Origin of the sequence: Azospirillum tabaci (genome assembly GCF_014596085.1) — a bacterium.
GTDB lineage: Bacteria > Pseudomonadota > Alphaproteobacteria > Azospirillales > Azospirillaceae > Azospirillum > Azospirillum tabaci.
Map to the genome: position 1 here is coordinate 1 of NZ_JACCJY010000013.1, position 12,317 is coordinate 12,317.

13 protein-coding genes are annotated in these 12,317 nt (G+C 67.2%); 5 read left to right on the top strand and 8 right to left on the bottom strand.

Going from position 1 to position 12,317, the window contains the following annotated elements; genetic code table 11:
• A partial coding sequence (locus H0B54_RS13275) for a flagellin N-terminal helical domain-containing protein (RefSeq protein WP_484463094.1) occupies window positions 1-334 on the bottom strand: 334 nt, incomplete at its 3' end.
• Window positions 335-757: 423 nt separating this feature from the next.
• Between H0B54_RS13275 and H0B54_RS13280 the strand changes: the two genes are divergently transcribed.
• Window positions 758-1,225 (top strand): RidA family protein, encoded by a 468-nt coding sequence (locus H0B54_RS13280; RefSeq protein ID WP_094305964.1) that lies wholly within the window; start codon window positions 758-760, stop codon window positions 1,223-1,225.
• 89 nt (window positions 1,226-1,314) lie between these two features.
• Window positions 1,315-2,523 carry a GNAT family N-acetyltransferase gene (locus H0B54_RS13285; RefSeq protein ID WP_188260719.1) on the top strand — a complete coding sequence of 403 codons (1,209 nt, stop codon included), beginning with the start codon at window positions 1,315-1,317 and terminating at the stop codon, window positions 2,521-2,523.
• 6 nt (window positions 2,524-2,529) lie between these two features.
• Here H0B54_RS13285 and H0B54_RS13290 read toward each other — a convergent pair whose 3' ends face one another.
• On the bottom strand, window positions 2,530-3,006 hold the full coding sequence (locus H0B54_RS13290; protein WP_109068644.1) for a nucleoside deaminase: 477 nt from the start codon (window positions 3,004-3,006) through the stop codon (window positions 2,530-2,532).
• A 180-nt stretch (window positions 3,007-3,186) separates the two neighbouring features.
• Between H0B54_RS13290 and H0B54_RS13295 the strand changes: the two genes are divergently transcribed.
• Window positions 3,187-4,500: a pentapeptide repeat-containing protein gene (locus tag H0B54_RS13295; RefSeq protein ID WP_188260720.1), complete on the top strand. Its 1,314-nt coding sequence runs from the start codon at window positions 3,187-3,189 to the stop codon at window positions 4,498-4,500.
• A gap of 16 nt (window positions 4,501-4,516) precedes the next feature.
• Here the strand turns inward: H0B54_RS13295 and H0B54_RS13300 are convergent, their stop codons facing one another.
• Window positions 4,517-5,629, bottom strand: coding sequence for a CaiB/BaiF CoA transferase family protein (locus H0B54_RS13300; RefSeq protein ID WP_188260721.1), 1,113 nt, complete (start codon window positions 5,627-5,629; stop codon window positions 4,517-4,519).
• 139 nt (window positions 5,630-5,768) lie between these two features.
• On the opposite strand from H0B54_RS13300, the gene H0B54_RS13305 reads away from it, so the two are divergent.
• Window positions 5,769-5,975: a YegP family protein gene (locus tag H0B54_RS13305; RefSeq protein ID WP_188260722.1), complete on the top strand. Its 207-nt coding sequence runs from the start codon at window positions 5,769-5,771 to the stop codon at window positions 5,973-5,975.
• Window positions 5,976-6,056: 81 nt separating this feature from the next.
• Here the strand turns inward: H0B54_RS13305 and clpA are convergent, their stop codons facing one another.
• The 4 genes from clpA to H0B54_RS13325 form a co-directional block, all read right to left on the bottom strand.
• Window positions 6,057-8,372 (bottom strand): ATP-dependent Clp protease ATP-binding subunit ClpA, encoded by a 2,316-nt coding sequence (gene clpA, locus H0B54_RS13310; protein ID WP_014239699.1) that lies wholly within the window; start codon window positions 8,370-8,372, stop codon window positions 6,057-6,059.
• Between the two features lie 8 nt (window positions 8,373-8,380).
• A complete protein-coding gene (gene clpS, locus H0B54_RS13315; RefSeq protein ID WP_038529118.1) occupies window positions 8,381-8,707 on the bottom strand; it encodes an ATP-dependent Clp protease adapter ClpS in 327 nt (108 codons plus the stop codon).
• A 455-nt stretch (window positions 8,708-9,162) separates the two neighbouring features.
• Window positions 9,163-9,648: a phasin family protein gene (locus H0B54_RS13320; protein ID WP_188260723.1), complete on the bottom strand. Its 486-nt coding sequence runs from the start codon at window positions 9,646-9,648 to the stop codon at window positions 9,163-9,165.
• A 268-nt stretch (window positions 9,649-9,916) separates the two neighbouring features.
• Window positions 9,917-10,453: a phasin family protein gene (locus H0B54_RS13325; RefSeq protein ID WP_094305950.1), complete on the bottom strand. Its 537-nt coding sequence runs from the start codon at window positions 10,451-10,453 to the stop codon at window positions 9,917-9,919.
• Between the two features lie 420 nt (window positions 10,454-10,873).
• Here H0B54_RS13325 and H0B54_RS13330 point away from each other — a divergent pair, with 420 nt between their 5' ends.
• Window positions 10,874-11,635, top strand: coding sequence for a proteasome-type protease (locus H0B54_RS13330; RefSeq protein WP_188260724.1), 762 nt, complete (start codon window positions 10,874-10,876; stop codon window positions 11,633-11,635).
• A 20-nt stretch (window positions 11,636-11,655) separates the two neighbouring features.
• Here H0B54_RS13330 and H0B54_RS13335 read toward each other — a convergent pair whose 3' ends face one another.
• Window positions 11,656-12,309 carry a hypothetical protein gene (locus H0B54_RS13335; protein WP_343068934.1) on the bottom strand — a complete coding sequence of 218 codons (654 nt, stop codon included), beginning with the start codon at window positions 12,307-12,309 and terminating at the stop codon, window positions 11,656-11,658.
• Window positions 12,310-12,317 lie beyond the last annotated feature (8 nt).

Below are 12,317 nucleotides of genomic sequence, written 5' to 3' on the forward strand. Positions count from 1 at the left end.
CGACGGAGCCGGCGTCGGTGCCCAGAGCGGAATAGGCGGCGGTGGTCAGACCGCGCGCCTGCTCGATCATGCTTTCGATCGCGGTCACGCCCTTGTCGGCGGCCTTGATGGTGCTGATCGACTGACCCATGGCGTCCTTCAACGACGACAGGTCGCCGGCGCGCTGGGTCAGGCTTTTCGCTGCGAAGAACGAAGTCGGGCCGTCGAGCGCCGAGTTGATCTTGTTGCCGGTCGAGAGGATGTTCTGCTTGACACCGATCTTGTCGTTCACGCTCTGCAACTGCAGCAGATTCGTGCGCATTGACGCGGTGAGGGTGACGTCGTTGATGGCCATGGTTCCAAGTCTCCTTCTGAGGCTCGCCCCGCGGCTGGTGCTTGAAACCGAAGCGAGGCAACGTGCATTTGCGCGATCCTCCCCTATCAAGACCCGTGCCAATTCACGAACTTGTCGGCAAGTTGCTGATTTTTCAGGATATAGTTGGTGCTTGCGCGATGAGTCGGCCTTGGCGGGCCGGACGGCCCTTCCTAGGGCGGCGGAAAGTTTTGCCGGGCAGAAAGGGTGTTGCGCCCCGGACCCCGGGACAAAACTTCCCAGTTGGACGGCCGGTCGGAGTGCGCGCGCAGGGCGCCGGTAAGCTCTTGGTGCCGACGGAGGAGGAGGCTATCGTCGGTGTGTCGCACCCATCGGGGCGCCACCCATCGGGCCGCCAGGCATCGGAATGTTCTCGGCGCCCGCAACGAAGACGGAGGGATGACCATGGCCGGACGCATCGAGGCGCGGCTGAAGGAGTTGGGGATCGAGTTGCCGCAGGCGGCGGCCCCGGTGGCGGCCTATGTGCCCTACACCCAGTCGGGCAACACGCTCTACGTGTCGGGGCAGGTCACCGTGTGGAACGGCGAGCGCCGCTTCGTCGGGAAGCTGGGCCAGGATTTCACGGTGGAGCAAGGCCAGCAGGCGGCGCGTCTGTGCGCCCTCAACATCATCGCCCAGGCGAAGGCGGCCTGCGGCGGCGATCTTGACCGGGTGGTGCGCGTGCTGCGGCTGGGTGGCTTCGTGAACGGCACCCCGGACTTCCACGACCAGCCGCTGGTCATCAACGGCGCGTCGGAACTGATGATGCAGGTGTTCGGCGACGCCGGGAAGCACGCCCGCGCCGCGGTCGGCGCCCCGTCGCTGCCCGGCAACGTGGCCGTCGAGGTGGACGCAATCCTCGAACTGGCCTGATCGGGGTCCACGATCGGGGGAGGGGCGGGCCTCTTGCCGCAGCGCGGAAAAGCGCCCACCTCCCTCGGCGTACCCGCGAAGGAGAGAGCATGCCCGACGGCAAGGACAGCGGCGCCGGCTCCGGTGCCGGGGAGGCCATCACCGTCAAGGTCCTGACCGGCATCGGTCTGGCCGATCCGCAGGAATGGGACGCCTGCGCCGGGCCGGACAACCCTTTTCTCTGCCACGCCTTTTTGCTGGCGCTGGAGGAATCGGGATCGGCCATCGGCCGCACCGGCTGGCAACCCAGCCACCTCGCCGCCCTCGACGGGGCGGGGCGGATCATAGGCGCGGTGCCCCTCTATCTGAAGAACCATTCCTACGGCGAATATGTCTTCGACCACGCCTGGGCCCATGCCTATGAGCGGGCGGGAGGGCGGTATTATCCGAAGCTGCAATGCGCCGTGCCCTTCACCCCGGTGCCGGGGCCGCGCCTTCTCGTCCGGCCCGGCGCCTCGATCCAGGGGATGGAGGCGGTCGCCGGCGCCCTGATCCAGGGGATGGAAGAGGTGGCCCGGCGCTACGGCGTCTCCTCCGTCCACGTCACCTTTCCGGAGGAGAGCGACTGGCGCCGCCTCGGCGAAGCCGGCTGGCTGCTCCGTGAAGGCGTGCAGTATCATTGGGAGAACCGCGGCTACGCCAGCTTCGACGACTTCCTGGGCACCTTGAACAGCCGCAAGCGCAAGGCCATCCGCAAGGAGCGGCGCGAGGTGGCGGAGAGCAGCGTCCGGCTGCACAGCCTGACCGGCGCCGATCTGAAGCCGGAGCATTGGGACGCCTTCCACCGCTTCTATCTGGAAACCGCCGACCGGAAATGGGGCGGCGGCTATCTCAACCGGGCCTTTTTCCGCCTTCTGGGCGAGACCATGGCCGACCGGATCATGCTGGTGATGTGCGAGGACGGGGGGGAATGGGTTGCCGGTGCTCTGAACCTGATCGGCAGCGACGCCCTCTATGGTCGCAACTGGGGCTCCGACGGGAGCTACCGCTTCCTGCATTTCGAGGCGTGCTATTACCGCGCGCTGGATTTCGCCATCGAGCGCGGCCTCGGCCGGGTCGAAGCCGGCGCCCAGGGGGAGCACAAGATCCAGCGCGGCTATCTGCCGGTGCCGACCTACAGCGCCCACTGGGTGGCCGATCCCGGCTTCCACCGCGCCATCGCCGATTACCTGCGCCGCGAGCGGCCCGGCGTGGCGGCGGAGCGCGAGGCGCTGATGGAACTGTCACCCTACCGCCGGGATGGCGTGTCGGAGCAATAGGGCCGATCAGTAGGGAACGCGGTCGGGCCGGGCGGCCCATTCGTCGAAGACGGCGCGCGCCTCGCCGGCCAGCAGGCGCTGCATGGGGATGGCTCGCTGCTCCAGCGGCAGGGCGATCTCGGTGTAGAGGAAGGCGTCGTCGAAGCCGATGGCCGCCGCGTCGTCGCGCCCGTTGGCGTAGACGATGCGCCCGATCCGTGCCCAGTAGATGGCCGACAGGCACATCGGGCAGGGCTCGCAACTCGTGTAGACGGTCGCCCCGGCGAGGCTGAAGCTGCCGAGGTCGCGGCAGGCGTTGCGGATCGCGACGACCTCGGCGTGCGCCGTCGGGTCGTTGGTGGAGGTGACGCAGTTCCAGCCCTCGCCGATGATCCGCCCGTCCCGCGCGATGACCGCACCAAAGGGGCCGCCGGCGTTGCCCTGCATGTGGGTGCGGCTGAGCGCGATGGCACGGCGCAGGCAATCCGTGTCGAAACTCGTCATGTTATCCCTCTCCCGAACCATAACCGTGTTGTCGTTCAACCGTTTGATGACTGATCCACAGCCTTGGCCGGGCATGCGCCCGCGGCATTGCAGGGGCGGCGGACGATTGGGGATTTCCCCTTTACTGACCCTGCGCAAAGCGTAGTGTGGGCGGGACCAGCCGACCGACGGACCAGCCCGATGACCGACCGCACCATGGAATTCCTGAAGCAGGTGCGGGACCATCTATTCTATCTCAAACTGAAGCCGGGCGGTGTGCGTCTTCAGGCGAAGGGCGTCGATCTGTCGAGGCTGCGGCTGAAGGGCTTCAACCTGCAAACGGCCATCCTCACCCAGGGCAACTTCTCCGATGCCCAGCTTGAGGAGGTCAGCTTCGCCATGTCCGACCTGTTCGGGGCGAATTTCAGCCGGGCGAAGCTGGTGGGGTCCTCCTTCGCGCGGGCGGACCTGCGCGGGGCGAACTTCCTGAAGGCCGACCTGACCCGCACCGACTTCGAGGGGGCCGACCTGCGCCCCGGCCAGATCATGGTGCACCGCTCTGGGCGCGAGGACGAGGAGGAGGAGCGGCGGCCCGCCAACCTGACGGACGCCCGGATGGACGGCGTCAGCTTCAAGGGCGCCGATCTCAGCCACGCCGAGCTGGCCAACGCCTCGACGGCGGGCGGCGACTTCAGCAACGCCAACCTGTTCGCCGCCAATCTGGCCGGGGCCGATCTGACCGAGGCGAACTTCAGCGGGGCCAAGATGAAACGGGCGGTGCTGAACGGCGCCAACCTGACCCGTGCCGTCCTGCGCAACGCCGACCTGCGCGAGGCGACCCTGCGCAACGTCGACCTGACCGTGGCCGACACGCAGGGCGCCAACCTCAGCGGCGCCGTCTACATGAAGAACGCCGACGCCCTGCCGCTGCCGGTGCGCAGCGTGCTGGACGCCCATATCCTGTGGATCAACAGCGGTGGAGGGGCCGGGCTGCGGGCGGACTTCACCGGGATGGACCTGCGCGGGCTGGACCTGACCGCCTGCGACCTGTCGGGCGGGGTGTTCCGCGACGCCAATCTGGACGAGGCCCGGTTGTCCAACGCCTCGCTCTCGCTGGCCGATTTCGGCGGGGCCAGCCTGCGCCGGGCGCGGCTGGACCAGGCGGTGCTGACCGGGGCGAATCTGAGCGGGGTCGACCTGACCGGGGCGGACCTCCATGGCGCTGACCTTGGCATGGTGGACCTGCGCAACCCGGACGGCACCCCGACCGGGCGGAGCTGGCCCGCCAACCTGACCGGCGCCACCCTGGCCGCCGCCGACCTGCGCGGCGCCCGGCTGACCGGGGCCAAGCTGGCCGGCGCCAGCTTCGAGATGGCCAACCTCGCCTCCGCCGACCTGCGCGGCTGCGACGACGCGGCGGCGAACCTGTCGAAGGCCAGCCTGATGGGCGCCCGCCGCGGCCCGCTCAATGCGCGGCCGCCCCGCGACGGCGGCGGCCCCCTCATCGCCCTATAACACGACCTCGTAACCCTCACGTCCAAGCAGCGAGAACCGCGGCGGCGGTGGACTCCCGCAGGGGAGCCCGTTCGGGCGGGCTCCCGCCATCGACGCGCAGGCCCATCAGGGTCTCCACCAGCGGCTCCGGCCCCGACGTGACGCGGATCTGGCCACGGGCGGCGATGTGCGGGTGGTCCGGCATCTCCGCCAGCGTCGGCAGAGCCTCGAAGCAGCAGTCCACGGGATCGAGCAGAGCCTTCCAGTCGGCGAGGCTGCGGCTGGCGAACAGGGTGTCCACCTCTGCGATCAGGGCGGTCTGGGGGAGCGGGTCGGTTTGCCGGGCGGTCCAGTCGGGGTGTCCCACCGCCTCGCAGAAGCCTTGCCAGAACTTGGCCTCCAGCGCCGAGAGGGTGGCGAAGCGACCGTCGGCGGTGCGGTAGATTCGGTAGCAGGCGGCCCCGCCCGACAGCAGCGCCTCGCCGCGGGCCGGAACCTCGCCGCGGGCGTCGGCGGTCAGGTTGAAGCCCTGCCAGCCCAGCACCGTCTCCATGATCGACAGGTCGAGGAAGCAACCCTCGCCGCTGCGCTGGCGCCCGAACAGGGCGGCGACCACCGCCAGCGCCGCCTGCTGGGCCGATGCGAAGTCGGCGACCGGCGGGTGGCTGATCGAGGGGCGGTCCGGCGTGCCCGAGGAGTCGAGCCCGCCGCCGACCGCCATGTAGTTCAGGTCATGGCCGGCCCGCCGCGCGTAGGGGCCGCTGCTGCCCCAGCCGGACAGGCTGGCGTGGACCAGCCGCGGGTTCAACGCGCGCAGCCGGGCATGGCCGACCCCCAACTTGTCCAGCACGCCGGGGCGGTAGCTTTCCACCAGGGCGTCGGCCCCGGCGATCAACCTTTCGAAGGCGCCGCGGTCGCCATCGTCCTTCAGGTTCAGGCGGATGACGGTCTTGCCGGCGTTGAGCAGCTTGTAGGCGGCGGTCGTGCCGTCGGCGTCGGTGGGGCCCATCTGGCGCAGCGGGTCGCCGCTCGGCGGTTCCACCTTCACCACCTCGGCGCCGAGGTCGGCCAGCATCTGGGCGGCGTAGGGACCCGGCAGATACTGGCCAAGGTCGATGACGCGCAGTCCGCTCAGGAAGGGCAGGGGCATGATGCGTTTCCTCATTCTTCGTTCTGGGGGTGCCGCCTGGGAAGAGTGTCCGTGATGCGGCATCGGGAATGCAACCGTCCGCCCTTCACGTTTGTGCCGCCGCCACCGTCCGTATCAGACCATCGGCGAGGAGGAAAACATGTCCGCGGGCGAGGCTTCCAAACACAAGGCTCTCAAGTACAAGGTCTACAAGGATCACCGCAACGAATGGCGCTGGACCTTCCACGCGGCCAACGGCGAGGCCATCGCCGTCAGCAGCGAGGGCTACACGGCCGAGCGCGACTGCCTGCACGGCATCGCCCTGATGAAGAGTTCCAACGACGCGGTCGTCCTGGTCGAGGAATGAGCGCCGGTCGGCTCACCGGAAGCCGGACAAAAAGAAAGGGGGCCTTGCGGCCCCCTTTTTCGCGTTCCGTGCGACGCGGCGTCATTCCGCCAGTTCGTGCACGACCTCGTCCTCGTCCTCGTCGCCGGAGCGCCGCTTGCGCGACCCTTCGGTGTACTCGAAGGCGGGCTTGTCGTCCTTCACGGTGACCTTGACCAGACCGCCCTTGGCGAGCTTGCCGAACAGCAGCTCCTCCGCCAGCGGCTTCTTCAGGTGCTCCTGGATCACGCGGCCCAGCGGACGCGCGCCGTAGAGCGGGTCGTAGCCCTTCTTGCCCAGCCACTCGCGGGCCTGATCGTCGAGTTCGATCGTGACGCCGCGGTCCTCGAGCTGCGCTTCCATCTGCATGATGAACTTGTCCACCACGCGGTTGATGACCTCCTGGGTCAGCGGCGCGAAGGGGATGATCGCATCCAGACGGTTGCGGAACTCCGGCGTGAACAGCTTCTCCACCGCTTCCATGTCCTCGCCGACCCGACGCTCGCGCTCGAAGCCGATGGCCGGCTTGGCCATGTCCGCGGCGCCCGCGTTGGAGGTCATGATGAGGATGACGTTGCGGAAGTCCACCGTCTTGCCGTTGTGGTCGGTCAGCTTGCCGTGATCCATGATCTGCAACAGGATGTTGAACAGATCCGGATGGGCCTTCTCGATCTCATCGAGCAGCAGCACGCAGTGCGGATGCTGGTCGATGGCGTCAGTCAGCAGGCCGCCCTGGTCGAACCCGACATAGCCCGGAGGGGCGCCGATCAGGCGGGAGACCGTGTGCCGCTCCATATACTCCGACATGTCGAAGCGGGTCAGCTCGATGCCCAGCGTGAGGGAGAGCTGGCGGGCCACCTCGGTCTTGCCGACGCCGGTCGGGCCGGTGAATAGGTAGTTGCCGATCGGCTTCTCCGGTTCGCGCAGGCCGGCGCGGGCCAGCTTGATGGCGGAGACCAGCGCGTCGATGGCCTTGTTCTGGCCGAAGACCATGGTCTTCAGGTCGCGCTCCAGGTTGAGGAGCGTTTCCTTATCGTCACGGCTGACCGACTTCGGCGGGATGCGGGCGATCTTGGCGACCACCGCCTCCACGTCCTTGACGGAGATCTTCTTCTTCCGCTTGTTCTCCGGCAGCAGCATCTGCGCGGCGCCGACCTCGTCGATGATGTCGATGGCCTTGTCCGGCAGCTTGCGGTCGCCGATGTACTTCGCGGACAGCTCCACCGCCGAACGGATCGCGTCGTTGGTGTAGCTCACCCGGTGATGCTTCTCGTAGTAGGTCTTGATCCCCTGGAGGATCTTGATCGCATCCTCGACCGTCGGCTCGTTAACGTCGATCTTCTGGAAGCGCCGGACGAGCGCCCGGTCCTTCTCGAAATAGTTCCGGTATTCCTTGTAGGTCGTCGAACCGATGCAACGCAGCGAGCCGGAGGCGAGGGCCGGCTTCAGCAGGTTCGAGGCGTCCATCGCACCGCCCGAGGTCGCACCGGCGCCGATGACCGTGTGGATCTCGTCGATGAAGAGGACGGCACCTTCCGTGGCCTCCAGTTCGGAGACGACGGCCTTGAGGCGCTCTTCGAAGTCGCCGCGGTACCGCGTACCGGCGAGCAGGGAGCCCATGTCGAGCGCGAAGATGGTGGCGCCCTTCAGCACCTCCGGAACCTCGCCATGGACGATGCGGCGGGCCAGCCCCTCGGCGATGGCGGTCTTGCCGACACCGGGGTCACCGACATACAGCGGGTTGTTCTTCGACCGCCGGCACAGGATCTGGATGGTCCGCTCGACCTCCTGCTCCCGTCCGATCAGCGGATCGATCTTCCCGCTGGCCGCCTTCTTGTTCAGGTTGACGCAATAAGCCTCTAGGGCTTCGCTGCCTTTCTTCACGACCTTCTCCGCCGCCGCGTCCTCGTCGGCTCCGGTAACGCGCTTCGCTTCCGAGCGGCCCGGGGCCTTCGCGATTCCGTGAGAGATGTAGTTCACCGCGTCGAAACGGGTCATTTCCTGCTCCTGCAGGAAATAGACCGCGTGGCTTTCGCGTTCAGAGAACAGGGCGACGAGCACATTTGCTCCCGTCACCTCTTCACGCCCCGACGACTGGACGTGGATGGCCGCGCGTTGCAGCACCCGCTGGAAGCCAGCCGTCGGCTTCGCATCATCGGGCCTGTTCGTGATCAGGTTCGCAAGCTCGTTGTCGAGGTAATCCGAGAGTTCGGCGCGCAGGCGGTCCAGATCGACCCCACAAGCGCGCAAGACGGCCATTGCATCGGCATCCTCGGTCAATGCGAGCAGCAAGTGTTCGAGCGTCGCGTATTCGTGCCTGCGCTCGTTCGCATGGGCCAGGGCTCGGTGCAGCGTCTGTTCCAAGTTACGCGACAGCATCTGTGGCCTTAATCCTTTTCTAGCGTACATTGCAGCGGGTGCTGGTGCTGGCGCGCAAAGTCCATCACCTGCGTGACTTTCGTCTCCGCCACCTCGTAGGTGAACACGCCGCACAAGCCCACACCCCGCCGGTGCACATGCAGCATGATCCGTGTCGCCTCCTCGCGCGACTTGGCAAAGAAGCGCTCCAAGACATGAACGACGAATTCCATAGGTGTGTAGTCGTCGTTCAACATCAAGACCTTATACATCGAGGGCTTTTTAGTCTTAGGCTTGGTTTTGATAACCACGCCCGTGGTGGTGCCCTCGTCGCCGTGCTTGTCGTTTTCGGCCATGGTCTCAACAGGTCAACATCGCGATGTACGTCGCATGAATGATATGAGAACTCGGGGCGCGGTGGGAAGGGGCCGTTTTCGGTGAGTCCCCATTTGGGAGAGGCCCATTCGGAACAAGACCTGCCCGGCTACCCCGGAATTGGTGGAAGGCATTTGATATTGCGGCAGAACTGCCGCGCCAGCGTGCCAAAAATAGCACGGCCCGCACCCTGTACATGTCCCTCGCGCCCAAAAGAAACAAGCCCGGCGGTCTGCACCGCCGGGCTTTCCCGGAACTTCACAACGCCGTGAGGCGGCAGGATTTAAAGCGGTACCGCCTTGCGCCGTCCGCACCCCCGGACGGTAGCGTCCCGGGGGCGGCGGAGGTGGGAGCCGCCCCGGCCCTGCGGCCGGGTCTGTGGAATTGCTGGCTCCGGGACATTTTGCCTCAGGCTGGTCGTCTGGGGCTGGCGCTGTTAGGCGGCCTTCGCCGCGACCGGCTTGGACAGCGCCTCGACCGTGACCTGGAGGCGGTCGTTGATCGGCGCGAAAGCGTCCTTGGCGGTCTTCAGCGACAGCTCCTGCAGCTTGGCGCTCTCCTTGACGAAGGTCTCGAAGCTCGCCTTGGCGAAGCTGCTCTGCAGCTCGACCAGCTCCTGGACGGTCTTGACGGCCAGCAGAGCCTTGCCGGTGGCGGCGCTCTTCTCCAGCGAGGACTGGGTGAAGGAGGCGACCTGCTTGCCGGCTTCCTCGGCGCCCTTGGCGACGATGGTGCCCGACTTCACGACGGCGTCGACGTTGCCCTTGGTCAGGGCGGTCAGCTCGTCGAAGCCCTTCAGGATCTGGGCCGAGGCCTTCTCGAACTGCTCCTGCTGGGCCTTGACCAGGCCGTCCACGTTCTGCTTGGCGGCGGACACGGCGTCTTCGAAGGTCTTGGTGGCGGCGGCGAACTTGTCGGTCATGGAACGGCTCCTCGAATTTCATCGGGTTGACCCGCGCTGGACCCACCGTTTGGCGACCGCGCGGATGATCCGACCAACGACCCCGTGGCTTCGGGCGTCGGGTCGATGCTGCAATGCAGCATGGCTAAACTTAAGGCAGGGGACAGCGCTTGTCAACGGGATTTTGTGCGCTGCACAAAAACTTTGGCGCGACCCGACCGGCCTCTTCACGCGCGAAGCCCGGCCGTTGGGGAACGGCCGGGCTTCGTGGTTCTGGCGTGCGGCCGCGTCAGGCCGCGATCGGCTTGGACAGGGTGCTGACGGTGACCGACACGCGGTCCTTCAGCGGGGTCAGGGCCGCGGTGGCAACGCGGGTGCCGATGCCCTGGAGGCGGGAGGACTCCGCGACGAAGGCGTCGAAGCTGGCCTTCACATACTCGCTCTGGAGATCGACGACCTCCTTCAGCGACTTGGCGGTCAGCAGGGCCTTGCCGGTGGTGACCGACTTGTCGAAGGAGGCCTGGGCGTAGGCGGTCACCTCGCGGGTCAGCTCCTCGGCGCCCTGGGTGGCGATGCTGCCGCTCTGGATCAGCGCTTCCACGTTGGCCTTGTTCAGGGCCTGAAGTTCGGCGGAGATCTTCAGGAGCTGGGCCGACAGCTTCTCGACCTGCTCCTTGGTCGCGGAGGCGGTCTGCTCGAACGTCTTCGCGGCCTGCTCCTGGCCAGCCTTGACGAAGCCCTCGACCTGCTCCTTGGCCTGGGCGGCGGCGCTCTCGAATGCCTGGGTGGGGGCGGGGGCCGGCTTGGCCTTCGTCACGGTCGTCATGCCTTGCGTTCCTTCCTTCGTCGAAGCCCGGCGCGCAAAACCCGGATCGGCGGACCGTCCGCCTGCGGGGCGCAGACCGGCTGCGTTGGGGGTGGCCCGGACGGTGCCGGGCCCGAAAATGCTGCACTGCAGCAATGACCAAATTATGGGCGATCGTCCGTGGAGTCAACAAAGAATCTTGTGCGCCGCACAATATATCAGTTGAGCCTAGCCCCTTTGCTTGGTCGGTACGGCGCAAGCTCCACCGCTCCGCCACAGGGGAAAACCGATCCACTTCGGCTCGACTGGGCGGAGCCTTTACGAAAGCTTTACCGCCAATCCTGCCCAATCCTACCCTGCCCGCCGAAGGGACGCGCTTCGGCCAAAGGTCAGACCAACCGCGGCGGAACGTCGCAGCTTTCAGTTCGGGAACGTTCTTTCATGACCTATTGCCTTGGCATCAAGACCCGCGACGGCCTGATCGGCCTGTCGGACGGGCGCATCACCAGCGGCTCGCAGCTGTCGTCCGCGCGCAAGGTGACCATGGTGGGCAGCGGCGGCGACCGCTTCTTCATCCTGAACTCCGGCCTGCGCAGCGTGCGCGACAAGACGCTGGCTTACCTGCGCCGCGACATGTCCCGGCGCCGCGGCGAGACCTACCCGACCATGCTGGACGCGCTGTCGGCCTTCACGGCCTGCCTGCGCCAGGTGGCGGCCGAGGACAAGGAGGCGCTGGAGGCGTCCAAGCTGGCCTTCAACCTGCACGCCATCATCGGCGGCCAGCTCGCCGAGGACCGCGAGCCCTACATGTTCCTGGTCTATCCGGAGGGCAACTGGATCGAGGTGGACGAGCGCACGCCCTACCTGTCGATCGGCGCCACCGCCTACGGCAAGCCGATCCTGGACCGCGCGCTGTCCTACAACACGGACATGCAGACGGCGCTGAAGATCGCCTACCTGTCCTTCGACAGCACGCGCTTCTCGTCCAACGACGTCGGCTTCCCCATCGACATGGTGACCTTCAACGCCCAGGAGCGGCTGTGGCGCCAGTCGAACTTCGACTATGACGATCTGGTCGAGCAGCGCCTGTGGTGGAACCGGAACATCACCGAGCTGGCTCGGCGCATGCCGGATGGTCCCTGGGTGGACACGCTCCTGTCCGCGGGCGCGCGGGCGGCGGTGGCTGAGGAAGAGGTGGTCTGAGGCCGGGCCTGTTGCTCCAGCTACTCCCTCCCGGCGAACAGCCAGGAGCCGAAGGGCGCGGTCGGGCCGACCAGCCCTTCGCGGCCCACCTGGACTTCGAACACCACGCCCGCGCTGTCCACCTGCCCGCCGGTCGGCAGGGTGCGCGGCGCGTCCTGCGGGCGCGGCAGGGCGGGGTAGGGCACGCCGGTCCCCTGAACGCTGCCGTCCAGTTCCTTCAGCGGCCCGTCGAAACGGATGTCGGAGAAGCGGTCGGACGGGTAGGGGTAGGCGTTGAAGAACCAGCTTCCCCGCCGGCAGCCGTTGATCAGCCAGTAGACTCCGTTCGACGGCAGGCGCACCCCGCTCGGCGCCGGCTCGAAGGCGCCGCTCTCGTAGAGGCGCAGGACGAACAGGGCGAACTGGCGCGGCGACAGCTGGGCCTTGGCGACCGGGCCGCGGGCGACCGCCGCCGGGTCGTCCAAGTCGATGCGGGCGAGGTCGGTGGCCTCCAGCACGCGCGCCTCGACCAGCGCGCCGCCGGTGCCGCGGTCGCCGACGATGTCGTAGGTCCGCACATGCTTCTGATAGTCGGCGTTGAAGACCAGCCGGTAGCGGTCGCTCTCCCCCTTGGTGCAGGCGGCGCGCAGGTCGTCGCCGTTGAGGTAGCTGACCCAGGTGAGCTTGCGTGCCACCGGGTTGT